The organism is Pedobacter insulae (assembly GCF_900113525.1).
In the GTDB taxonomy this organism is placed as follows: Bacteria; Bacteroidota; Bacteroidia; order Sphingobacteriales; family Sphingobacteriaceae; genus Pedobacter; species Pedobacter insulae.
The window spans coordinates 479,773-504,608 of record NZ_FOPP01000002.1; the positions used below are offsets into that span (position 1 = coordinate 479,773).

Annotated in this window: 15 protein-coding genes; 11 read left to right on the top strand and 4 right to left on the bottom strand. The window is 39.4% G+C overall.

The window, feature by feature from the left end:
* The first annotated feature begins 376 nt into the window (after window positions 1-376).
* The 6 genes from BM207_RS05005 to BM207_RS05030 all read left to right on the top strand — a co-directional run bounded on the left by BM207_RS05005 (window position 377) and on the right by BM207_RS05030 (window position 9,644).
* Window positions 377-1,702 (top strand): DUF6055 domain-containing protein, encoded by a 1,326-nt coding sequence (locus BM207_RS05005; protein ID WP_143095918.1) that lies wholly within the window; start codon window positions 377-379, stop codon window positions 1,700-1,702.
* 142 nt (window positions 1,703-1,844) lie between these two features.
* Window positions 1,845-2,762: a dihydrodipicolinate synthase family protein gene (locus BM207_RS05010; protein ID WP_090992457.1), complete on the top strand. Its 918-nt coding sequence runs from the start codon at window positions 1,845-1,847 to the stop codon at window positions 2,760-2,762.
* 158 nt (window positions 2,763-2,920) lie between these two features.
* Window positions 2,921-4,501 (top strand): aldehyde dehydrogenase (NADP(+)), encoded by a 1,581-nt coding sequence (locus BM207_RS05015; protein WP_090992458.1) that lies wholly within the window; start codon window positions 2,921-2,923, stop codon window positions 4,499-4,501.
* Complete coding sequence (locus tag BM207_RS05020) at window positions 4,501-5,502, top strand: 4-hydroxyproline epimerase (protein ID WP_090992459.1); 1,002 nt, start codon at window positions 4,501-4,503, stop codon at window positions 5,500-5,502. The genes BM207_RS05015 and BM207_RS05020 overlap by 1 nt, the downstream gene beginning before the upstream one ends.
* A gap of 11 nt (window positions 5,503-5,513) precedes the next feature.
* Window positions 5,514-6,761, top strand: a complete 1,248-nt coding sequence (locus tag BM207_RS05025) for an NAD(P)/FAD-dependent oxidoreductase (RefSeq protein WP_090992460.1) — start codon at window positions 5,514-5,516, stop codon at window positions 6,759-6,761.
* A 126-nt stretch (window positions 6,762-6,887) separates the two neighbouring features.
* Window positions 6,888-9,644, top strand: coding sequence for a DUF5695 domain-containing protein (locus BM207_RS05030; RefSeq protein WP_143095919.1), 2,757 nt, complete (start codon window positions 6,888-6,890; stop codon window positions 9,642-9,644).
* A gap of 344 nt (window positions 9,645-9,988) precedes the next feature.
* On the opposite strand, the gene BM207_RS05035 is transcribed toward BM207_RS05030, so the two are convergent.
* Complete coding sequence (locus BM207_RS05035; protein WP_090992462.1) at window positions 9,989-11,971, bottom strand: glycoside hydrolase family 97 protein; 1,983 nt, start codon at window positions 11,969-11,971, stop codon at window positions 9,989-9,991.
* A gap of 277 nt (window positions 11,972-12,248) precedes the next feature.
* Here BM207_RS05035 and BM207_RS05040 point away from each other — a divergent pair, with 277 nt between their 5' ends.
* From BM207_RS05040 to BM207_RS05060, 5 genes are all read left to right on the top strand, one after another.
* Window positions 12,249-13,154 (top strand): AraC family transcriptional regulator, encoded by a 906-nt coding sequence (locus tag BM207_RS05040; protein WP_090992463.1) that lies wholly within the window; start codon window positions 12,249-12,251, stop codon window positions 13,152-13,154.
* Window positions 13,155-13,320: 166 nt separating this feature from the next.
* Window positions 13,321-14,970 carry a DUF885 family protein gene (locus BM207_RS05045; protein ID WP_245768028.1) on the top strand — a complete coding sequence of 550 codons (1,650 nt, stop codon included), beginning with the start codon at window positions 13,321-13,323 and terminating at the stop codon, window positions 14,968-14,970.
* Window positions 14,971-15,031: 61 nt separating this feature from the next.
* Window positions 15,032-16,444: an APC family permease gene (locus BM207_RS05050; RefSeq protein WP_090992465.1), complete on the top strand. Its 1,413-nt coding sequence runs from the start codon at window positions 15,032-15,034 to the stop codon at window positions 16,442-16,444.
* A 239-nt stretch (window positions 16,445-16,683) separates the two neighbouring features.
* The gene (locus BM207_RS05055) at window positions 16,684-18,981 is read left to right on the top strand and encodes a S9 family peptidase (RefSeq protein ID WP_245768029.1); all 2,298 of its coding nucleotides are present in this window, start codon (window positions 16,684-16,686) and stop codon (window positions 18,979-18,981) included.
* A 144-nt stretch (window positions 18,982-19,125) separates the two neighbouring features.
* The gene (locus BM207_RS05060; RefSeq protein ID WP_177217054.1) at window positions 19,126-22,674 is read left to right on the top strand and encodes a family 43 glycosylhydrolase; all 3,549 of its coding nucleotides are present in this window, start codon (window positions 19,126-19,128) and stop codon (window positions 22,672-22,674) included.
* A gap of 139 nt (window positions 22,675-22,813) precedes the next feature.
* Here BM207_RS05060 and BM207_RS19085 read toward each other — a convergent pair whose 3' ends face one another.
* The 3 genes from BM207_RS19085 to BM207_RS05070 form a co-directional block, all read right to left on the bottom strand.
* A complete protein-coding gene (locus BM207_RS19085; RefSeq protein WP_177217055.1) occupies window positions 22,814-22,972 on the bottom strand; it encodes a hypothetical protein in 159 nt (52 codons plus the stop codon).
* A gap of 61 nt (window positions 22,973-23,033) precedes the next feature.
* Window positions 23,034-23,741, bottom strand: coding sequence for an NUDIX hydrolase (locus BM207_RS05065; protein WP_090992467.1), 708 nt, complete (start codon window positions 23,739-23,741; stop codon window positions 23,034-23,036).
* Window positions 23,742-23,850: 109 nt separating this feature from the next.
* Window positions 23,851-24,831 (bottom strand): DUF5007 domain-containing protein, encoded by a 981-nt coding sequence (locus tag BM207_RS05070; protein WP_177217056.1) that lies wholly within the window; start codon window positions 24,829-24,831, stop codon window positions 23,851-23,853.
* Window positions 24,832-24,836 lie beyond the last annotated feature (5 nt).

The following is a 24,836-nucleotide window of genomic DNA, read 5'->3' on the forward strand; positions in this document are numbered from 1 at the left end:
AATGATATTATTTGATTTTTTTTGTTTATTGGAGTTTCTTGATAGTAATAAATTTAATCTCGTTAATGGTTCGATTTCTGTAAGTAAGACCTGTACAAAGCGCAAATCAGTCAATGTTGAAGAAAGTTTTTGCTATAATCAGAATGGATCTTATTCGGCTTTTAGTCGGACATATGACAATTCTATCCGAATGATGTCCATAGAAAAACCGAGGATATTTCATTATAAATATGTGTGTATTAACTGCTAGTCTGATGAGGATGTGTGTGAGTGAAAGGATTGGCTAAAAGAGTACTCATATGAGTTAAATTATGGGTTAAGATATTTTTGTGGGCTACCTACCTTTAAAAATTAATTTTAAAGAAACCTTAATGTTATGCTAGTCAACTCATTTTTACTGATGTTTGTTTCGCTTATGGTGAGCAATCATGAAGACCCGATTAAAAGGAAAGCAGAAAAAGAAGTTTACCTTCCAGCAAAGGTTTGGCGTGTGCCCGATAACAATGATTATACAAACAACGACAGCGAATATAGCCATCAGCGTAAAGTAGAATCAGCAAATATTGTTATTTTTTGGGCTAAGGAGTTTGGTAATGATCCAACACAAAATGCGAATGCAAACAAACGCTTTGATCCCAATATCGCTATTAAAGAATGTGAAAGGTTTTATGATTACTATGTGAACAACCTTAAGTTGGTGCAGAAAGGAAAATCGTTAACCGATAAGTATAAAATCTTATTTTACGTGATTGGCGGAACTGAACAAACCGCATTTGGTGGAGGTGCAGAAAATAAATTCGGTATCTTGTGGACTCCGGCGGTGCGGATGAATAAAATGCCTTATGGCGCGTTAGCACATGAATTAGGTCACTCATTCCAATATTTAGCCAGTGCCGATAATGGAACAGGTTTAAGAGGGGCGATTATGGAAATGTCGGCCCAATATATGCTATGGCAGGTGTATCCTGAATGGATGACTTTTGAGAACTATCATCTGGTAAACTTTATGACGAAAACGCATTATGCATTTCTACATCCAATTAACATGTACCATACGCCTTATGTAATTGAATACTGGTCTAATAAACACGGCATAGAATTTTTTGGTAAGCTACTGCGCGATGTAAAAAAAGGAGAAGACCCTGTAATGGTCTACAAAAGGATTACGAATATTAGTCAGGAGCAATTTAACGACGAAATTTTTGATGCAAATCGCAGGTTCATAACTTGGGATATGAAAAGGATAGAAAAGTTTGCCAGCAAATATGCAAATCAACATGTTAGCCAATTGAACGCTATTAAGGACGGATGGTACCAGATCGACCCAGCTATCTGCCCGCAAAATTATGGTTATAACGGTATTAAACTACAAGTACCCGCAGGCGGTACCACTATTACCCTAAATTTTAAGGGGATAGCGGGTGCTGAGGGCTTTAGGGCTGTAAAAATCGACAAAGCTGGCTGGAGATATGGTTTTGTAGCCGTAAAGGAGAATGGTAAACGAACCTATAGTGAAACTTATCACGATCCAAATGGTACGGTTACTTTTAAAGTACCCAATAAAACAGCATTTTTATGGCTTGTGGTAAGTGGCGCTCCAAAAGAACACTGGCAAGTTTCTGGTAAGGATGAGAACAATGAGCAATGGCCTTATCAGGTGAAGCTAACTGGTACAAATTTAGACAGTTCAGTAACAAACTAATTGAACATAAATAATAATGGGAGATAAATATTGCATATTTATAAGAGAAATTGGTTAATATTAGCTTAGTCACGCCTATACTTAACTTTTACTTTTGCTAAACACAAAAAACACAATTAATCACGTATAATTACAAGAAGAGATGAGTATTAAATGGACGGGGGTTTTCCCTGCGGTTACCACAAAATTTACCGCTAATGATGAGCTTGATTTAGTTACTTTCGATATCAACGTTGAAGCGCAGCTAGAAGCTGGAGCTGAAGGCATTATTTTAGGTGGCTCACTTGGTGAAGCCAGCGTATTAAGTGATGAGGAGAAGTTTACCTTGCTATCGCATACCTTAAAAACAGTTAACGGTAGAGTGCCAGTATTATTAAACATCGCTGAGCCAACGACTAAAAAAGCTGTTGAAGCCGCAAAGAAAGCCGAAGAATTAGGGGCAAATGGATTAATGTTATTGCCACCAATGCGTTATTATTCTGACTTCGACGAAACAATCGCTTTTTTTGAAGCAGTTGCTGAGAGTACTCCGTTACCAATTATGATCTACAATAACCCTGTTGATTACAAGATTGAAGTAACATTGGATATGTTTGAAGTTTTGTCAAAACACGCTAATATTCAAGCCATAAAAGAGTCGACAAGAGATATATCGAATGTTACGAGATTATTTAATCGCTTTGGCGAAAGATTCAAGATTTTTACCGGTGTAGATCCGTTAGCCATGGAAAGTTTGGTAATGGGTGCACATGGTTGGGTTGCCGGTCTTGTAGATGCATTTCCTAAAGAAACCGTTGCAATTTATAGATTAGTGAAAGAAAATCGTATTCAAGAAGCATTAGCCATCTATCGTTGGTTTTTACCTGTATTGGAATTAGACATCCATCCAAAATTAGTACAGTATATTAAACTTGCCGAGGTAGCAACAGGAATCGGAACAGAAACTGTTAGAGCTCCGCGCTTGCCACTTAAGGGAGAAGAAAGAGAACGTGTACTAAAAACTATTAACGATGCTTTAGCGAACAGACCACAGTTACCTGCTGGAAGTTGGGGTAAATAATAAAAAGCCCGTCATTGCGAGGTACGAAGCAATCTTAAAGCAGGAGATTGCTTCGTACCTCGCAATGACGATAAGTGCCTCGCAATAACAATATGAACAATAAAATAGAAACTAAGTCGTGCATAATTGTCGATTGTTTCAACTAAGGAACTAGATCAATGAACGAAAATAATATTATTGGTGCTACCTATGCCACAAGTGAGGGTAAATCTTTTTCTGCTATTAATCCTTCAACGGGATTAATGCTGGAAGGTAATTTTAGGGTTGCTAATACTGCACAAGTTGAAGAAGCACTCATGTTAGCAGAAAGCGCTTTTACAGCCTATAAGAACGTTGACAAAGCGTCAAAAGCTAAATTCTTGAGAACAATTGCTGAGGAGATTACGGCATTGGGAGAGACCTTGGTAAATAGAGCAGTGAGCGAAAGCGGTTTGCCTGTTGGCAGACTGCAAGGTGAAGTTGGGCGCACAGTTGGACAACTAAATCTATTCGCCAAACTGGTTGAAGAGGGTTCTTGGGTAAATGCAATAATAGATCATGCTTTACCAGAGAGGCAACCCTTACCACGACCCGACATCAGGCGTATGCTAATTCCCATTGGTCCGGTAGTTGTTTTTGGAGCAAGCAATTTTCCATTGGCATTTTCTGTGGCAGGAGGAGATACCGCTTCGGCCTTGGCTTCCGGCTGTCCGGTGATTGTAAAAGCACACCCGGCGCATCTAGGTACCAGTGCTTTAGTTGCAGGTGCGATTGTACAAGCAGTAGCAAAATGCGGGATGCCAAAAGGAGTTTTCTCGATGCTTTATGACGATGGATATACAATCGGTGAGCAATTGGTAAAACATCCATTTACCCAAGCTGTGGCATTTACAGGGTCGTTTAGAGGAGGGATGGCTTTGATGAAAATGGCTCAAGAACGCGAGAAGCCGATTCCCGTATTTGCAGAAATGGGCAGTATCAATCCCATCATATTTTTACCACAAGCTATCGCAACAAAAGCAGAAGAACTTGCCCATAAATATGCAGCATCAATTACTTTGGGAGCGGGTCAGTTTTGTACCAATCCAGGGTTACTATTAGCGATAGAATCGCCCGAACTCGATAAGTTTAAGGAAACATTAGCGAATGCAATCAGCGCCATTCCATCCGCAACTATGTTAACAAGCGGAATTTACCAGAACTATAACACATTATCTGAAGAAGTGAGCCAGGTGAAAGGGATCAAATGGTTGGCACAAGCAAACGCTATTAACGGAGATTTGCAAAATCAGTCGGTCGCAAAAGTTGCAGTAGTAAGTGGTGCAGATTTTTTAGCTAATCCAAAACTTCATGAAGAGATCTTTGGACCATATTCACTATTAGTTGTTGCCGAAAATAGCTCGCAATTACAAGATATAATTCAAACCATAGGAGGTCAGCTTACCGTAACAGTAATGTCTGAAAATCAAGAAATAGCTAATTATCCGGCATTAGTAAGCAAACTCTCTGAAAAGACTGGCAGATTAATTTTAAACGGAGTACCTACAGGCGTAGAGGTTTGTGCGGCAATGCAACACGGTGGTCCGTTTCCAGCAACTTCCGATAGTAGGTTTACTTCGGTAGGGTCGACCGCTATTTATCGATTTGTGAGACCAATTGCTTTCCAGGACTGGGATGATTCACTATTGCCCGATGAACTTAAACAAGGTAACCCCTTAGGCATATTTAGATTAATTGATCAAACTTATACAAAAGATTAATGGCAAGTAAAACTTTTTTCTGTGTCGATGCACATACCTGTGGAAATCCCGTAAGGTTGGTAGCAGGCGGGGGACCACTATTACATGGAGCTAACATGAGCCAAAAACGTCAACATTTCCTAAAGGAATATGATTGGATTAGAACCGGATTAATGTTCGAACCAAGGGGACATGATATGATGTCTGGAAGTATTTTATATCCCCCTCACGATCCTGCAAATGATGTAGCAGTATTATTTATAGAAACAAGTGGCTGTTTGCCCATGTGTGGACATGGAACGATTGGTACAATAACTATCGCCATAGAAGAGGGTTTGCTAAAGCCTAAGGTACCGGGAGTAGTAAGAATGGAGGCACCTGCCGGACTAGTGTTAATTGAATACAAACAAGAAGGAGAAAAGGTTACTTCGGTAAAACTACGCAATGTGCCCGCTTATTTAGCTGCATCAGACTTAACAGTTGAGTGTCCGGATTTAGGAACCTTAACTTTTGACGTCGCCTATGGTGGAAACTTCTATGCCATCGTAGACCCTCAAGAAAATTTTCCAGGCTTAGAGAAGTATAGCGCTTCTCAATTAATTACCTGGAGTCAGGTTATTCGCAAGAATATAAATGAAAAGTACACTTTTGTACATCCACAAGATGAGACGATTAACGGTTGTAGTCATGTGTTATGGGCAGGAGCTCCCTTAGATTCGACTTCTACTGCGCGAAATGCTGTTTTTTATGGCGATAAGGCCATAGATCGTTCGCCTTGTGGAACAGGTACTTCTGCTCGTATGGCGCAATGGCATGCCAAAGGAAAGCTTAAAGCTGGTGAAACATTTATTCACGAAAGTATTATTGGTAGCAAGTTTATCGGTAAGGTAGAGGACGTGGTGAAAGTAAACGATATTGATGCGATTATTCCTAGTGTGGAAGGCTGGGCAAGAGTGTTCGGTTATAACACGATAAAAATTGACGATGATGATCCTTATGCCCACGGGTTTCAGGTAATATAATTCTTATAATAATGGCAGAAGTAATTATAATAGGAGGTGGTATTGTCGGATTAAGTTCTGCATATTATCTCCATAAAAAAGGATATAGTGTAACCATTTTAGACAAGGGCGATTTGAAAGACAACTGTTCTTATGGTAACGCTGGGATGATTGTGCCTAGCCATTTTGTGCCTCTTGCTTCGCCAGGGATGGTACAGCAGGGTATTCGCTGGATGTTTAATAGTAAAAGTCCTTTTTACGTAAAACCATCTTTAAATGGAAAGTTGATTGGCTGGGGGTTAAAGTTCTTAAAAAATGCGAATGCAAAACATGTAGAACGAGCTGGAATTCCGCTACGCGATTTATCGCTTTTAAGTAAAAGCCTTTATCACAGTCTGGCTGATGAACTTAAAGCAGATTTCGAACTTCAAGATAAAGGCATATTAGCATTCTATAAAACAGAGAAGGCCGCGGAAGAAGAAGGTCATTTAGTGAAAAAGGCTTTAGAACTAGGCTTAGATATGGCAGCGCTGAGTGCTGCGGAATGTGCCGCTTTACAACCAGGATTAAAACTAGATGTATTGGGAGCGGTTCACTATCGTTGCGATTCTCATTTATATCCCAAAAAATTGATGGATGCCTTATTGAATTATCTTCAACTAAATGGAGTGAAAATAATGCCTAACCATGAAGTAACCAGAATTGAGGTTGCAGAAAAAGCAATTAATTCCGTGTTTGCCGGCAATATGGCTTGGAAAGCAGATCATTTTGTATTGGCTTCTGGCTCATGGTCGGCCGAAATTGCAAAAATGGTTGACATGAACATTCCTATTATGCCAGGTAAAGGTTATTCTTTTATGGAGCCGGAGCCGGAGCAAAGAATGCAAATCCCGGCGCTTTTATGTGAGGCACGAGTAGCTATTACCCCAATGAATGGAAGTATTAGATATGGAGGAACCATGGAATTAGGTCAGATCAATCAAAAGATCAATAAACAACGAGTGCTGGGTATTGTTGAATCTGTGCCAAAATATTTTCCTGATTTAAAGCCAGAGGTGCCTAGTATGGATAAAATATGGTATGGTTTCAGGCCTTCATCACCTGATGGACTGCCTTATATAGGCTATAGCCATAAAGTAAAAAACTTGATTGTAGCCACCGGACATGGGATGATGGGCCTTGGCTTAGGTCCTGCAACGGGATCATTAGTAAGTGAACTCATAGCAGGAGAGAAACCAACTGTCGCTCTTGGAATTTTCTCTCCGTCTAGATTCAACTAGACCAAACTTATTATAATTACACTACTTCTTTACGGATTTTGCGCTTTTTAAGCTAGATGAAAAATAGCTAGCTTAAAAAGCATATTTTAGTTTTTGTAAGTAATTTAACACAAACTAATTTTAAGCATGTCCCAGAATACACTACCAGCATTATTAAGTAAAGTATGTCTATTTGTTTTAATGTTCGCATTAATGCAGGTGCCTCAGGTATCGGTTGCGCAATCCCCTTGGAAAGCATTAGCAAAAAGACCAACAACTTTGGGTTTAGATCAAGGATTTTCCACCCTAAATGCAGGTCCATTTAATCTTAAGTTAGTTAACGCGTCTCAAACTGTAGCAGGATTGCTTCCTAAGCTGGTTAAAGATTTTGATTTTACACCAAGCGATAGCTTAAAGGTACGGAGCGCCAATGGACTTTACCATTTGGGCGATATTAATCTTAGCTTAAGAACTGGAGATGAACAGGAATGGAAGAAATACCATACAGCTGCTAATCGCGCACCTGTAAAAGCCTTAAAAGTTAGCGGAAACATAATTGCCGCAGCAGACCTCGCTGCTACCTTGCCAAGTGATATCCCTCTCACTGTTAAGAGATTTTGGGAGTTGCAGCAGGGGCAACTGATATTGCGCTTTGAGTTAAGTAATAAAAGCACGGGACCTGTCGAGATCGGTGCTTTGGGAATTCCCATGATTTTTAATAATATTCTAGAAGGTAAAACGTTAGACAAATCTCATTCGGATAATGTATTTTACGACCCTTATATCGGTAATGATGCAGGTTATTTACAAGTGGCCCGTTTAAGCGGACAACAGCCTACGCTAGTGGTGACACCATATGGAAAAACACCGTTCGAAGCTTACAATCCTTTATTGGATGACCCAACACCTCGTGGAATTGTTTTCGAGGGTTTTTATGAGTGGATGGTGCATAGTAAAGCGTATGCTGAAAATGAATGGAAAAATGCTGAACAATGGAATAAACCAACTTCGGCCATTTTAAAGCCAGGTCAAACACGTAGTTATGGACTTAAATTTTTATTATCGGGCACCGTAAAGGATATAGAAAATACGTTGATTGCCAATAACAAGCCGGTTGTAATGTCGGTTCCTGGCTATGTTTTGCCTCAAGATGTAAATGCAAAATTATTTATCAAATACGGTAAAAAGGTAAAGTCGATGGAAATAGTTCCAACGAATGCTTTGACCGTAATGCCATCAATCGTTACTAAGAACGCTTGGCATACTTACCTCGTAAAAGGTAATACTTGGGGTCGTGCGAGGTTAACAATCACCTACGAAGATGGATTAGTGCAAACTATTAATTATAAAGTAATTAAGCCAGAGAGCGAAGTGATTGCAGCCTATGGTAATTTCTTAACTACCAAACAATGGTTTGATCAGCCAGATCCAATTTTTAAACGTAGTCCATCTTCAATCACCTATGATTATGAAAAACAACAACAGGTTTTGCAAGACAACAGAGCTTGGATTGCAGGTTTAAGTGATGAAGGCGGTGCTGGAAGTTGGCTGGGGGCAATTATGAAACAATTGGTTAACCCAGTTAAATCTGAGGTGACAAAATTGCAGACTTTTGTTGATAGCGTGATGTATGGAAGAATACAGCTTAGTGAAGGCGATAAAAAATATGGGGTGAAGAAAAGTTTGTTCTATTATGCACCAGATTCACTGCCTAAAGATACTTATAATAAGGATATTAATTTTAAGACCTGGTCTGCTTGGCCGCTTAAAGAGGCTAACAATATCGGTAGGTCTTACAATTACCCCCACGTTGCTGCTGCACATTGGACTTTATATAGACTAGCCCGTAATTATAAAGGATTAGTGGAGGAACAGCAGTGGAAAGAACATTTAATAAATGCCGCTGAAACAGGATTGGCGATGGTGAAGTACGCACGATATTATGCGCAGTTCGGACAAATGGAGGGAACTGTTTTTTACTTAATACTAAAGGATTTACAGAATGAAGGCCTTACAGAGATGGCCGCAAAGCTAGAGGCTGCTATGAAAAAACGTGCTGACCATTGGCGCTCTTTAAAATACCCATTCGGGAGCGAGATGCCTTGGGACTCTACCGGTCAGGAGGAGGTGTATGTATGGTCTAAATACTTTGACTTTGATGACAAGGCGAATGTTACCTTGAACGCCATATTAGCTTATATGCCGGTTGTTCCCCACTGGGCGTATAACGGTAATGCGCGTCGTTATTGGGATTTCTTATATGGAGGTAAACTTTCGCGGATTGAAAGGATGATTCATCATTATGGTTCGGCTTTAAATGCTATTCCTGTTCTGATGAACTACCGAGAAAATCCTGCTGATTTTTATTTGTTACGGACTGGTTATGGTGGTTTATTGGGCGGTATTGCTAATATTACGGAAGATGGTTTCGCACCGGCAGCTTTCCATGCATTTCCATCAACCTTAAAAAATGATGGAATAACGGGAGATTATGGGTCTGGCTTTTTTGGTTATGCAGTTAATACTTCGTCCTATTTAATTAACCATAAAGAATTTGGATACTTAGGTTTTGGTGGAAATGTTTCTTCGGGAAAAAATGTAGTTACGCTAAAATTAACAACGGCGGCTAAGTCAGCAGTATATATCGCACCGGTAGGGTTGTGGATTACCCTGGCTGCGGGGCAGATTGACGAGGTTTCTTACAATAGCTTGTCTGGGGAAATTCATTTAAAATTAATGCCCGCTACTGAGCATATTCCCAATGCCTTTATCAGTTTGTCGCAACCAGCCAAAATTGCTGGTATCGCGAATTATACCATTCAAAATGAAGGCGTCAAAACGCATGGTACTCATAAAATAGTCCTAGAAAGTGGTAAGAATACAGAAGTTATTATTAGTAAGTAAGTTGTAAGTTAGTTAGTTAGTTAGTAGTTGATAAGCCTCGGGGAGTTAAAACGCTTCGAGGCTTTTTGTTTTTGATGCATGGTATGTGGCATTTAATTGGAAGTGCAACTATTAACGTACGGTAAACAGCGTTGAATAACAAAGTTGCGTCATTGCGAGGTACGAAGCAATCTCTTCCTCCTATTGCGTTTTTAAGATTGCTTCGTACCTCGCAATGACGCGGCTTGAGCCCATATCTTATCAAACAGACCCCCTTTGTAAATTTGCCTATTTCTTCAGAACATAAAGAAGAATCTCAAGTCAAGAGCCGTAAAAACTATGACCTTTAATTTTACTTTGAAGGTTTATTCAACTGGCGTTAATATCGCACACCAACCACCGCCTTTTTCCATACGAATGTCGACCGTACTTGTAGCAGTTACCGTACTACTCGAAAGCTTATAATCGGCGGCATGTCTGCTGGCATTTACACCATCACTTAGTACCTCCATTTTATACTTTTTAAGGTCCAGAAAAGGGAGGGGAGTTTTAAATGATCTTGCATTCCAATCAGTCATTCCAGAGATATACCATTTATTTCCGTTTTTGCGCGCTATAACGGCATACTCACCAACCTTGCCTTCTAACGCAATTGTTTGATCCCATACGGTAGGGATACGCGAAATAAAAGACGTACATAAACTATCTTTTAAATAATTTGAAGGGTTGTCGGCTAGCATTTGTAACGGGCTCTCATACATTACATACATCGCTACCTGATGAGCCCTAGTTCCCATACTCATAGGTGCTGAATAAACAATACTGAAGTTTTTCTTGGTTGCATTGATCATTGCACCTGGGGTGTAGTCCATCGGTCCAGCAGCCATTCTGATAAAGGGTAAGGTTAAGTTGTGTGTTGGGGTAATTTCAGTGCTCCATTTGTTATTTTCTGCCCCTCTAACGCCCTCGTAAGTTAGTACATTGGGGTATTTTCTGTTTAAGCCAACAGGCTTATAAGCTCCATGTAAGTCGACCATTAACTTATACTTTGCCGCTGTTGCCGCGGTGCGTTCATAGAAATTAACCATATATTGTTCGGCTCTTGCCATAAAATCTACCTTTATGCCTTTTGCACCCCATTTGGCATATAAGGCCATTATTTTGTCCATATCTTTGTCTAAAGGCTCCCATAACGTCCACAACCAAACACCAACGCCTTTTGATTTGCCATAATTAATAAGCCCCTGGATGTCGATATTTTTCGATGGGTTTAACAGATCTGTTGTTGTTCTTGTCCAGCCTTCATCCAACATAATATAGGGCAAGCCATAGGCCGATGCGAAATCTATGTAGTATTTATAAGTTTCTGTGTTAATACCAGCTTTAAAATTCACCCCATAAATATTATTGTCGTTCCACCAATCCCAAGCAACTTTTCCTGGTTTTATCCATTCCGTATCTGTTAAAACAGAAGGTGTGGAGAGCTTGTAAGTGAGATTGTTAACTAAAAGTTCTTTGTCATCTCTGCAAATTGCGATCGTACGCCAAGGATATTTTCTTCGTCCGCTAGTTGTTGCGATATAATTAGCCAGTTTCGTAATTTTTATTCCACGATCTCTAACGGGTAAACTTTCTTCGATCACTTTCGGAAACCCCGCCTTCAAACTGTTACCATTGGTACCAAAAAGAAATAGGTTTGGATAATCATATAAGTCAGCTTCGCTAACGAGTAATTTTGTTCCATTTGTAGCAAATAGAAGCATTGGCAAGGCAGCATGTTGTGTGGGCTTAAAGGCAGTTATCACAGAATCTTTATATAAACTCTCGAAATGGGATAAAAACTCCTTATTTTCTTCTTGAGGCCAAAATACCCTGTTATTGCCGTTAAAGTTAAAATCGGCTGTTTCTCCCAAAACCTCAATATTTAGGTCCTTTAAATGGGTTTCAAAGCGATAGGCAACTCCATCATTATAGGCGCGAAAGTAAATGCTGTAACCTCCTTTAAAATCAAGTTTTAATTCATTAAAGTGGTTAATAATCTCCCTGTTTTTTATAGCAACCGTGGCAACAATTAAGTCATTGTATGATTTTATTTGCTGCTTGATTAAAACAGGATTAACTCCGGGTTGAACTTTATTATTTAAATGCAACGCAATTAAACTAGGTCGTAATAGGGGCTCATTTTCCTGACTAACAGCCCAAGTGATTTTATCGGTAATTGCGACGTCTATTTTTATTTTTTTATCGGGAGATTGAAGTTGATACGTTTTTGGTCTACTCTGTGCGTTTGCTGAGATCGCATAAAAAAATGTGCCGATTAAAAGGATTTTACCAATAATTGTGTCCATGATATGGTTTAATTGAGCTGATTATTAAAGAAATAAAATTAGGAAGTTATTTCTAGCGTATGTCTATCATATTTTGCAGGTTTTTGCCGGATTTTAACTGATTTCTTGCAGGCTCGACTTGCGAAGTCGGGGGATGGGTGGGCGACTTACGAAGTTGAGTTAATAAGCGTCATTTTAACGTATATTGACTAATGGTAACAGGATTTTAACCGTTTGGGGGATTTTTTCTTCGGCAACTGTTAATATTTGTAAATTAAATTAACCAAACGAAATAAAGATGAAAGTACTTCCATTTACAATGCTGGTTCCTGATGATAAGAGTGTTATTTCAGAGCAAATTGAACTTCCTCATTTCTATCAATATCTTCACCGCCATGACGAGTGGCAAATTACTTGGGTTCAAGAAGGAGAAGGAACCTTGCTGGCAGGAAATAACATGCATTCTTTTAGTGCTGGAGATATATTTTTAATCGGTGCCAATCTACCGCATTTATTTAAAAGCAATCCAGAATATTTCATGTCTGATAAAAAGAAAACGATAAGAGCTTGTTCTCTTTATTTTAATCCTACCGGAATTTTGAAGTCTTTATTTAGTCTGCCGGAAATGGGTGCAGTAAATGGTTTTTTAAGTAATCATAAACATGGATTTAAAATCCCATCTAAATATGAGAAGGAAATTGCCGCTAAAATTGTGGCTGTACATAGTTCAAGCGGTACAGATGTATTATTTAGTTTCATTCAGTTCCTCAACTCACTTCAGAATATAGATACAAATTTAGAAGCTTTATGTTCTGAAGTTTACTCCTCTGATATATCTGAAAATGAGGGCAGAAGACTAAGTAATATCCTCAATTTCATCATGCGCAATTATAACAACCAGATTACGCTCGAAGATGTTGCCAATGCAGCTTACATGACTCCACAGGCGTTTTGCCGCTATTTTAAGAAACATACAGGACATACTTTTATCTCTTTTTTAAACGAAGTTCGAATTAATGATGCGTGCAAAAGTTTAATTTCTGGCCAGAAGGCAGATTGTATTTCTGGAGTTGCCTATAAAGCGGGTTTTAATAGTATAACTAACTTTAATAGGGTGTTCAAAAGTATCATTGGTAAATCTCCTAGGGTATATATGGACACTTATAACAATGTGAGTAAGGTCAAAATGGTAGCCTATAGTTAATTCTTGGTAATTAAATAATCAACAAATCTTCCAAATTATGCTTTATCTAAAAATGATCAAACCAATTTCATCATTGATTTCTGCTATTTGCTATTGTTTTCTTCTAATAGCTTTTTCGAATTTAAACGCTTTCGCTCAGAAGGCACTTTATGAGCAAACTAGTGAAATGGGCACAACAATTGTATCTTATCAGCGAGATATTATTGCCATTCAAGATTTTTATAGTCCTGCAAGTTCGGGTGGTTTTTCCGGTCGAGGAAATAATTACGCTTCGCCAGAACAAAGAAATAGATTGATAGAAATAAATAGCGATTATTTATCAAAGCTGAAGAATTTGGAGTTTGATAAGTTTAGTATTTACGGTAAAGTAGATTACGTATTACTTAAGAAGCAACTATCTTCTAATTTGGAAAGATTGAAGGAAGATGCAAGCGTTTATCAAAGCATTCAAAGATATATTCCTTTTGCCAATGAAATTTATGAACTAGAGAAACAACGTAGGCGCGGTAAATATATGCAGGGAGCTACAGTGGCCGCCCAACTAACAAAAATCATGAAAAGAGTCGATTCTGCGTCGACCGCGTTCAAAAAAAATAATGAGCTTCAAGCAACTGAAATAGCAACAGCAAGCCGGGCTATCAATGCATTATCGGCCAGACTCAAGAACTTTACCGATTTTTATGTGAATTACGATCCTGAATTTACTTGGTGGGTACCGAAACCAGCCGAAGATTTAACCGCATCTTTGAGTAAGTACGCTACTAATTTTGCAGTAAAAGTGGAAAAGCCGGAAGGCAACAAAATTGTAGGTTCACCAATTGGAAAAGAAGAGCTACAAAGACAGATTACGGCGGAAATGCTGCCCTATACGCCAGAACAACTGATACAATTAGCCGAAAAGGAGTTTGCTTATTGTGATAAAGAATTGCTTCAAGCCTCCAAAGACTTGGGTTTTGGTAGCGATTGGAAGAAGGCGCAAGAGCAGGTAAAAAATAGCTATGTTCCACTCGGAAAGCAGCCAGAGCTTATTGTTAAGCTACAAAATGATGCGCTTGATTTTATTAAAACTCATAACCTTATGGATCTTCCACCTATAGCTAACGAAACTTGGGGTATGGTGATGATGAGTGCACAAAGGCAATTGGTTAACCCATTTTTTACTGGTGGAAGAGAAATTAGTATTTCTTATCCAACTCAATCTATGTCGCAGGAGGATAAATTGATGAGTATGAGAGGCAATAACCCATACTTTTCCAGAGCTACTGTTCACCACGAACTAGTCCCCGGTCATCACTTACAGTATTATATGAACAGTCGGTACAAGAGCTATAGAAATACATTTTCTACGCCGTTTAGTGGCGAAGGATGGGCACTATACTGGGAGTTATTACTGTATGATAAAGGATTTGCTAAAACTCCTGAAGAGAAAATTGGCATGCTGTTTTGGAGAATGCACAGGTGCGCTAGGATACTTTTTTCTTTAAATTTCCACATGGGTAAATGGAATCCACAACAGTGTGTTGATTTTTTAGTAGATAGAGTGGGGCATGAAAGAGCAAATGCTGAAGGAGAAGTCAGAAGATCTTTTGCAGGCGGATATAGTCCGTTATACCAAGTTGCTTATTTGGTGGGTGGCCTTCAGATTATGTCGCTAAAAAATGAGATGGTCGATAAAGGAAAGATGTCCTATAAAGAGTTTCATGAATCATTTATGAAGGAAAATCAAATTCCAATAGAAATGGTTAGAGCCACGTTTATTAACCAACCTCTCACAAGGGATTTTACCACGCAGTGGAAGTTTTATGACTTTAAATAAGATCGCTTCGTGCCTTGCAATAACGAAAATAGGAACCCATTAACCATCAACCAACACCAACATGAAAGAAACAATACAATTCAAGCCTTCGCTTAAGTTAATGGATGCTACTATGCTCGTTGCTGGGAGCATGATAGGATCAGGCATATTTATTGTAAGTGCTGATATTACTAGAAACGTGGGTAGTTCGGGGTGGCTATTGGTGGTTTGGTTAATTACAGGCTTCATGACCCTTACCGCGGCACTTAGTTATGGCGAATTAAGTTCGATGTTTCCTAAGGCTGGCGGACAATATGTTTATCTTAAAGAAGCTTACAATCCGTTAGTCAGTTTTTTATATGGATGGAGTTTTTTCACCGTGATTCAGACGGCTACCATTGCCGCAGTTGGAGTCGCTTTTGCGAAATTTACAGCTTACTTAATTCCGGTATTTAGTGAAGACTTAGTGTTTGTAGATTTAGGGTTCTTGACAATTTCCCCTGCCCAAATGTTAGCGATCGGTGTGATAGTCATTTTAACTTATATCAATAGCAGAGGGGTAAATAGTGGTAAAGCCATTCAAACTACTTTCACGCTAACCAAATTATTGAGTCTTTTCGGCCTAATTGTTTTTGGCTTGTTCTTTTTAGATAGTGGTATATGGGAAAAAAACTGGCAAAATAGCTGGACATTGGCGCCATTAACCATCGGTGGAAGTTTGGGTTCGTATACCACCTTAGCAGCCTTTGGTGCCATTGCTGCAGCGATGGTTGGTTCAATTTTTAGCAGTGATTCATGGCACAATGTAACATTTATTGCGGGCGAAATTAAAAACCCTGCGAAGAACATCGGCTTGAGTCTGGCCTTGGGAACACTCATTGTGACCGTTTTATATATGTTAACCAATATGATGTATATCGGCGTATTATCTTTGCACGATATTGCCTATGCAGATAAAGACCGCGTAGCTGTATCAGCTGCCAATTTCATCTTTGGTACCTCAGGAACAATTATTATCGCTTTGATGATTATGGTATCAACCTTTGGTTGTAACAACGGTTTGATCATGGCGGGGGCTAGAGTGTATTATTCAATGGCGAAAGACGGACTCTTTTTTAAAAAAGCTGGAACGCTTAACAAAAATGCGGTACCCGGTTTCGGTTTATGGATCCAATGCCTTTTTGCTTGTTTATGGTGTCTTAGTGGAAAATATGGAGATTTATTAGATATGATTTCCTTCGTGGTCGTGCTGTTTTATATGCTGACCATTTTTGGTATTTTTATATTACGTAAAAAGCGCCCTGATGCAGATAGGCCTTATAAGGCATTTGGTTATCCAGTTTTACCTATTGTGTATATACTAATGGGTTTGGCATTTTGCACATTGCTCATCATTTTTAAGCCGAAATTTACTTGGCCGGGCTTAATTATTACACTAATAGGCATTCCAGTATATTACTTGGTTGGGTTTTTAAATAAAAAAGGAGTTAAATAGGGATTGTCTATTAATATGTGATGCATCTGGAAAAGGATTTACACAAGTATGTGCAATTCCTGTGAATTTCCGTCATTGCGAGGCACGAAGCAATCTAACGGCTAGATTGCTTCGTGCCTCGCAATGACGGACGAGAGACCACAATGACGGATGATAAGACCACAATGACGGACGACAGATGAGAATGAAGTAGAATTTTATGCCTAGCAGACTAATGACAACAACAAACGAATAATGATATGAAACGAATTTCTTACTTAAAACCTGCGCTTTTCCTACTAATTTCTGGCATGAGTTTTTGTGCAAATGCGCAGCAGACTGCACTTCAACCGTTTAAACCTTTTACTGCTGAGTTTTTAGAAGTGATGAAGCAAGCGAGTTCCCTTGATACGGCATTAAGAAATGTTGCGGCTAACAATAGTATCGTTCCATTTTGGCAACAAGATAAAACCTCGTTTTATTATAGAAAGAATTTGCCGGGAAGGAATTGGGAGTATGTCTATGTAAACCCACTTGCAGGAACAAAAAAGGTCGCATTCGACCACCACAAATTAGCACAGGTGCTGGGGGCAGCATCTGGGAAGAAACAAGAGGCCGCACGATTGAGGATAAGCGAAATGTTTTTCAATAAGAACGCCACAGTGTTAACTTTAAAAGCCGAGGGGGAGTGGTTTCAGGTCAATTTATCGAGCTATAATGCTACCCCAACTACGGATACAGTATATGCCAATTACAATAGAAGACCATCTTTTCAGGATAGAAGGGGACGTGGAAGGTTTGGCCCGAATTTGAAATCTCCCGATGGAAAAAAGGAAATTGCTTTTCAGGGAGGAAATTTATTTATAAAAGAGCTGTCGACCAATTTGCAAACACAATTAACAACGGATGGTACCGCTGAAAAGCCTTACGGATATGGCGTTTGGTCGCCCGATAGCAAAACCTTAGTAGCTTATAAAAGCAACCCTGTTAAAACCAAGGAAATTAGCTATATCCTTAGTTCAGTTCCAGGTACAACGAGGGGAGAATTAAAAACCAGACCTTATGCGCAACCGGGCGATGAATTTAGTTCTTATGAGCCTTTCGTTTTTCATATTGCCACAAAGAAACAGACGAAAGTTGAAACCGACATATTAGATTTAAATGGTCCTCCGCGAATTCAATGGAGAGAGGGGAACAATAGATACTATACCTATGAGAAAACTGACCGTGGGCATCAGCGCTTTAGAATTATCGAAGTTGATACCCAAACGGGGAAAACGAGAAATGTAGTTGACGAGAAAACTAACACTTTTATTTACCAGAACAGAGTATTTACCAGTTATTTGCCTAAAACAAATGAGATTATATGGACAAGTGAACAAGATGGATGGCAACATGTTTATTTGGTGAATGGTATAACGGGTAAACAGCATCAAATTACTAAGGGAAACTGGGTGGTGCGCAATGTCGATAGTGTCGATCAAGTTAAACGTCAGCTTTGGTTTAGAGCAAGCGGAGTAAATTCCAATGAAGATCCTTATTATATCCATTATTACCGCATTGGTTTTGATGGGAAGGGAATGTTAGATCTAACACCAGAAAAAGGAAATCATACGGTTACTTATACCCCTGATAAAAAATATTATATCGACACCTATTCTCAGGTTAATATTGCACCAGTGATGGAGTTCAGACGAGTTGCCGACGGCAAGAAACTAATGGAAGTGGAGAGGGGCTCCGCAGCAGCGTACCTTGCAACCGGTGTTAAATTACCAGAACCCTTTATGGCAAAGGGAAGAGATGGTATTACGGATATTTGGGGCGTAATTTGTCGGCCGTCCCACCTAGATCCTAATAAAACTTATCCGGTTATAGAAAATATTTATGCGGGTCCGCAGGACAGTTTTGTGCCTAAAAATTTTATGCCTGTTAGTGAAATGCAGAGTATTGCAGAATTGGGATTTATCGTAGTGCAAATTGATGGAATGGGTACAGCTAATCGTTCAAAAGCTTTTCATGATGTGGCTTGGAAAAATCTGGCTGATGCTGGTTTTCCTGATCGGATTGCGTGGATGAAAGCAATGGCTACAAAGTATCCCTACGCTGATATTAGCAGGGTTGGTGTTTACGGAACGTCTGCAGGTGGACAAAATTCGGCGGGTGCTTTGTTGTTCCATCCTGAGTTTTATAAAACCGCAGTCTCAGCCTGCGGTTGCCATGATAACCGGGTAGATAAGCAATGGTGGAATGAACAGTGGATGGGATATCCCGTTGGTCCACATTATGCAGCCCAATCTAATATAACCAACGCACATAAATTGGAAGGAGATCTTTTACTTATTGTTGGTGAAGCGGATGAGAATGTACCGGCAGAATCGACTTATCGAATGGGCGATGCGCTCATTAAGGCAAATAAGGATTTCGAGATTTTAACTATTCCAGGAATGGGACATAGCGATGGCGGTACGTACGGAAGGCGCAGAAAACGTGAGTTCTTTATTAAACATTTGCTCAACATTGAGCTACCTAGCCGAAATAATCAAACTGCAACACGTTAACGTCGTGGGTAAATACAAACGGTTTCATCGTCATTGCGAGGTACGAAGCAATCTTACAGCACACCATTAGAAAGGAGATTGCTTCGTACCTCGCAATGGCGAATAACCACTCAAAGACGAATGCCACCTCCAAAACAACAACTTATGCTACGATACTTAGTTCTATTAATTTTGTGTTGTTTCAGTACAGCTTTGCTTGCTCAAACTCATCAACAGCCGGGTAAAGGAAACCCTATTATTCCAGGTTATTTTGCCGACCCAACTGTGAAAAAGTTTGGCGATACCTATTATATCTATGCAACGACGGATGGGAATGGAGGAGGTTTCGGTCCATCGCAGGTATGGATGTCGAAAGACTTTGTAAACTGGTCGCTGCAAGATATGAACTGGCCAACAACCCATCATTACTGGGCACCAGATGTAACACAAGGAAACGATGGTAAGTATTACATTTACTATTGCCAGCCGGTAGAAATTTTTGGAGCAGTGGGCGATACGCCGGTGGGTCCGTGGACCTCCTTATTGCCAGAAGGAAAGCCAATAGTACCCAATTTTTTAGTTCCTAATGTGATTACGCTCGATGGGCAGACCTTTAGAGACGATGATGGAAAATTCTACATGTATTGGGGTACTTGGGGCATTTACCCTAACCATGGTTGTGGGGTGGGTTTAATGAATGCTGATATGAAGTCTTTTGCGCAGTTAGCACAAATTCCCAATACGGTGGCGAAGGATTTTTTCGAAGCCCCATTTATGTTTAAGAGGAATGGTATTTATTATTTAACCTACTCTTCTGGTCGTTGTGAAGATGGTACCTATAGGGTTCAGTATGTAATGAGTAAAACCGGGCCAATGGGACCATTCGTGTTCGGAAAGAACAATCCGGTGCTTTCTACCAATGCAGATGGCACAGTTCATGGGCCTGGACATCAGTCCGTTTTACAGCAAGGTGCCGACTTTTACATGATATATCATAGGCACAATAATCCGAATAACGAAGGTGGCTATCACCGACAAGTTGTAGCCGATAAGATGGAATTTGATTCGGAAGGAAATATTGTTAAAATTAATCCAACTCATGAAGGAGTAGGTTATTTAGCTAAAAATAGTAACCCATTCCCTAATTTAGCTTTTAATGCAAAAGTTAAAGCTTCTTCGTTTTATGGTGAAGATTTTAAGCCGGGTTTTGCCGTTGATGATCATAATGGAACGCTATGGAAGCCAAAAAATAATACGGTTTCTTCGTGGCTAGAACTAGATTTGGGGACTGTTAAGCGTGTGAAGAGCATTCATACGCAATTTGAATATGCCACATGGTATTACCAATATAGAATTGATTATTCTGTGGACGGTAAAATATGGAAAGTATACGCTGATAAAACGCAAAACACGAAGCATGGAAGTCCAGTTATAGATTTTGGGGATGTAAAGGCCCGTTATCTTAAATTAACCATTACTGATACTGAATATCCGGGGTTAAACAAGGCTGTGTGGAACATAAAAGTCTTCGATAACGATGCGTATCGCCCAAATGCAATTACCACTACCAAAAAGTTGGCCGATCACCGTACATATACTCCCCAAGGTTTAATTGTAGACCTTAACGCTAAATCTTTGAAAGTTGGAAGCAGTGTAAGCGAATGGCTAAATGCAGGTAAGGTGAAAGGTGTTTTTTCTACCGATCAAACAGAGGCGCCAGTTGTGGATATTATCGGAGGGAAAAAAGCACTGGTTTTTCCGGGAAAGTCTTATTTTAAATCCAGCTTCAAAGCACCAGGTTCTTTAAGTGGAAACAGTAGTTTTACTGCAGCAATGTGGGTTTATAATCCAACAATTGGGGATGAAGAGCCAATTCTTTCTTGGACCCAACGCGGAGGAGTAGATTTAACAAATGCCACCGTTGGTTATGGCCGCAATAGAAACTGGGGTGCAGTAGCCCACATGGGTTGGCCTGATATGCCCTATAAAAAATTACCGGAAGCTGGGAAATGGCATCATATAGCATTGGTGTTTGATGGTACTATGGAACGACTGTATGTGGATGGTGTGTTGGATACCGAGGAACGGAAAATGCTTTTTATCAACCGGCTTAGTGAGATTTATATCGGTACTACTCCAGATCGAAATGCTTACTTCTCGGGTGCAATAGCCTCCGTAAAGCTCTATGATACTCCACTTTCGGCAAATGAGGTAAAGAAATTGGCAACTGAAAATAACGATTCGGAGGCGGCTTTATATTTCGAGTCTACTTCATTGGACTATGGTAAGCTAAAGGCTTGGAAAAATGAGGGTTTTGCTGGTGGGAATTTAGTGCCAGCCGAAAACCCTCTCATAGTTGAAGATATGGAAAGTAAAGTTGCACTTAATTTGGGAAATGGCGGTAAAGTTACTTTTGATAAAGCTAGTCCTTCAGCTGAAAAGCCTTTTACCATCGTTGCACAGGTATTTGCTTCATCGGCTAAACAAGACTTAACTTTTAGTATGGGCGCTAAGCGCTTAAAAATTAAGGGGACTGGAAAATGGGAGCATGTAGTAAGCACTTTTGATGGCCGCCTCCATCAAACCTATATAAATGGCATAATCGATAAACAGAACATTGTTAATGTAGAGAAAATTAGTCGTAATGGTTTTAACATCTTTACAAATAATGAGGGAGCTGAAAGTTCCAAAAATGGAATTGCCTCACTTATTCTTTATAATTATGCACTTAGCCACAATGCCGCATTAGCTCAATATGAAAGTTGGCAGCAACACAAACTTGCATCCAGTGTAGTTGCTGAATTTGAACAGCAACCGATTGCTATTTCACCAACAATGATTACCATGTCTGCGAAGATTGCGAAAATGCCAGGCAAGGGCGTGAAATACTATTTTACCACCAACGATGGGCTGTTTAACAGTGGGTGGATAAATGATAAAAAGTTTACGAACTTTGGTTTAATTGAAGAGAAGACCTATCAATATACCGTTAAAGCAAGAGATAACTTTGGCAATGTAACTCTGCCGGCGGTTTATGTTAACGTAAATACCGCTAAAAATCAGTTTAAGATATTTAACAATGGTTTTAGTACTAACATTGATTTTAAGAATGGAGTTTCTTCAACCGGATGGGATGGTCTGATGGGCAATGCAGACCAGGCAGCTGTTGCAGAAGGGGTGTTAACCTTGTCGTCTACCAATACAAAATGGGATAGATCTACTCCACTTGGCCCCTTTTTATACAAAACCATTAGTGGCAATTTTGTTGCTGAAGTTAATTTGACCGATATGAGTGGCTTGAAAGAAAGAAAAGCTAATGGCGCTAGTGACGTAGGCCTCATGGTACGGAATGCAGAAAACGGTGGTTTGTTGCAAAACAGTGTGATGCTGGGGTGGGGGATTGGCAATATGGTTACGAATTTCGGTAGCCGTGGTCGTATTCAAACCAATAATAATACTGCTTTCAATTTTCATAGATATCTGCAGATTGAGCGTGATGGAAATATATTTTATTTGAGATCAAGTGAGGATGGCAAATCTTGGAAAGAGTTACCAGGAAGTCCGGTGCTACGTACTGATATGGACAAGAAGCCTCTTCAAATTGGCCTATATCATGCTACTTATGGTGAACAAAGTGGATACGGTTCGTTTAGTAATTTTAGGATTGATCAACGAAAAACGTCATTGCGAGGCACGAAGCAATCTCACGACTAGATTGCTTCGTGCCTCGCAATGACGGAAGTTAGTTAACAAAAACAGGCTGATCTTGTTTTTTTGTTTACTAGAGCCACAGTGGAGTCGGCCACAGTAATCTGACTACTAAATTGCTTCACTACATATTAGTTTGCACGATTTACGTATTTCTAACGGTTCTATTGCTCGGGTTTTCATAGTCCCAGCTTAACAAGCCTATGGCTGTATTGACGTCTTTAATACATTGGGTAGTTACTTGTGTTTCTTTGGTGGGTGGAAGATCTTCAGCCTCTGTAATAGCGCCTAGCTCAGTTACCAATGGAATATCAAACTTTACAGCTGGTAGATTTTACCAAACATTAGGGTGATCGGTGGGGGATTTAACCTATAAGGTTGCCAGGATTGGGTATAAAGTTAAGGAATGCTTGGAAGTTAGCTTCATATTTATCTTCATCTAGCTTAAAATAAAAGGCACCTTTTTTTGAACTTGATTTATCTTTTTCATCAAGTCTGATGAGTAATTTACTGGAGTTTATTTTACGGATTAAGTTTCGGTTGTCAATTGTAGTGCCATATACCTGCTCGTACAGTTTTTGAAGTTGAGGAATGGTAAACTTTTTGGGTAGCAGCTCAAATAGAATAGGATGGATAGCCGCCTTATATCTTATTTTGCGTTTGGCTTCATCCACCATTTTATCATGGTCAAAAATAAGCCTGGGCAGCTCATTGAGCAAAAACCATTCGGGATGGTATTGGTCATTAATTTGCATCTTATATTTGTTTATATCAATTAATGCACAATAGGCAACCGATAATGTCCGCTCAATAGGATCACGATCTGGTGTGCCATAAGCTTTCAGTTGTTCTAAATAAACCTCCTTTAAACCCGTCAATTGATATAATATTCGTTCGGCGGCCTCATATAAATTTTCGTTTCCGCCAATAAATCCGCCCATTAAGCTCCACTCATCTTTTCTAGGTTCAAAGCCTCTTTTAATAAGTAGTAATTTTAGATTTTCGCCATCGTAACCAAATATGATACAGTCTACTGCAACTAAGATGCGAGTTTGGTCGGTATATAGTCTCATTAACGTATTTTATGAAGTTAAGATAGTAGTTTTTGGATATAAAAAAGCAATCACTTTAACAAATATTTGATTTGTCAAAGTGATTGCCTAAGTTTTAAAAAGAAATCGATTATTTTTTAGTTACATCAGTTAACTTAACTTCAATTACATAGGTTCCTTCTAATTTTAATTGGAATTCAAATCTAGGATTAGCCGAGTAAAGGCCAGGAGCCATCCCATCAATATTCACAAATTGACTTGGTATCCTATAGTACATCAAAAACCCCCAGTCTGTTGCAGGCGTAACATACCTTGCTAAAGGAAATGGTGCAACTTCAAAGTCGCAGATCATCGCCGTATCTGTAATTAATACCGGGTTAAATTTTGCGTAATTTTCGAAAATAGGACGGTCGCCACGTTTAATAATTTCACCCGCTTTCGGATTAAAGGTTACTCCATTTCTATCAACGATCTTTAAAATAGCACGAGCACCATTGTTAGAGATTTTCTTTGCAGTTACTTTCGGCGCTTTCATGTCTAGAAAAGCACCAGTCACATCATGGGCCCCTGCAGCACCTGTAGAGTTCACTACAAATAAATCTTCTCCAATTGGATCAACTACATTGATTGTTGCCAGCGATGGAAATACTTTAGTTCCAGTAGGGTTGGTCATTTCAACATCAAAAACATATTTGCCAATCGGAAGGTTGGCAGATGCCTTATTGAAAGTTAGTTGCCCACTTTGCTCATTAAAGTACATTGGGAATTTCTTTTGCAACTCCCTTTTCTTATCTAGCAACGCAACGGTTGTATCTGTTGCAATGTTAAATGATTCACCAGTTTTAAATACTAATACTTCATATTCAGTCGAGAATTCTTTTGGTGCTGGGCTTCCGTCAACACCTCTAAGATTCAGCATCTTAAAAGTATAGGGAGGCGTAGAACCATCTGCATTTATTCGGTCAGATTGGGTTAGTATTAGGCCCCTTTTTGCGAAGATATCATTGTTCTTATAACGGATTGCTGAACTTTGAAAACCATCATCGATTTTTGTACATGCTGCTATGCTTACTAAAAGCCCAGCTGCCAATATATATTTAAATTTCATCATATAAT

Excerpts from the sequence above, each read along its gene's own strand:
- BM207_RS05005 (WP_143095918.1), top strand. The coding sequence starts at position 377 with ATGCTAGTCAACTCATTTTTACTGATGTTTGTTTCGCTTATGGTGAGC.
- BM207_RS05010 (WP_090992457.1), top strand. The coding sequence starts at position 1,845 with ATGAGTATTAAATGGACGGGGGTTTTCCCTGCGGTTACCACAAAATTT.
- BM207_RS05015 (WP_090992458.1), top strand. The coding sequence starts at position 2,921 with ATGAACGAAAATAATATTATTGGTGCTACCTATGCCACAAGTGAGGGT.
- BM207_RS05020 (WP_090992459.1), top strand. The coding sequence starts at position 4,501 with ATGGCAAGTAAAACTTTTTTCTGTGTCGATGCACATACCTGTGGAAAT.
- BM207_RS05025 (WP_090992460.1), top strand. The coding sequence starts at position 5,514 with ATGGCAGAAGTAATTATAATAGGAGGTGGTATTGTCGGATTAAGTTCT.
- BM207_RS05030 (WP_143095919.1), top strand. The coding sequence starts at position 6,888 with ATGTCCCAGAATACACTACCAGCATTATTAAGTAAAGTATGTCTATTT.
- BM207_RS05035 (WP_090992462.1), bottom strand. The coding sequence starts at position 11,971 with ATGGACACAATTATTGGTAAAATCCTTTTAATCGGCACATTTTTTTAT.
- BM207_RS05040 (WP_090992463.1), top strand. The coding sequence starts at position 12,249 with ATGAAAGTACTTCCATTTACAATGCTGGTTCCTGATGATAAGAGTGTT.
- BM207_RS05045 (WP_245768028.1), top strand. The coding sequence starts at position 13,321 with ATGGGCACAACAATTGTATCTTATCAGCGAGATATTATTGCCATTCAA.
- BM207_RS05050 (WP_090992465.1), top strand. The coding sequence starts at position 15,032 with ATGAAAGAAACAATACAATTCAAGCCTTCGCTTAAGTTAATGGATGCT.
- BM207_RS05055 (WP_245768029.1), top strand. The coding sequence starts at position 16,684 with ATGAAACGAATTTCTTACTTAAAACCTGCGCTTTTCCTACTAATTTCT.
- BM207_RS05060 (WP_177217054.1), top strand. The coding sequence starts at position 19,126 with ATGCTACGATACTTAGTTCTATTAATTTTGTGTTGTTTCAGTACAGCT.
- BM207_RS05065 (WP_090992467.1), bottom strand. The coding sequence starts at position 23,741 with ATGAGACTATATACCGACCAAACTCGCATCTTAGTTGCAGTAGACTGT.
- BM207_RS05070 (WP_177217056.1), bottom strand. The coding sequence starts at position 24,831 with ATGATGAAATTTAAATATATATTGGCAGCTGGGCTTTTAGTAAGCATA.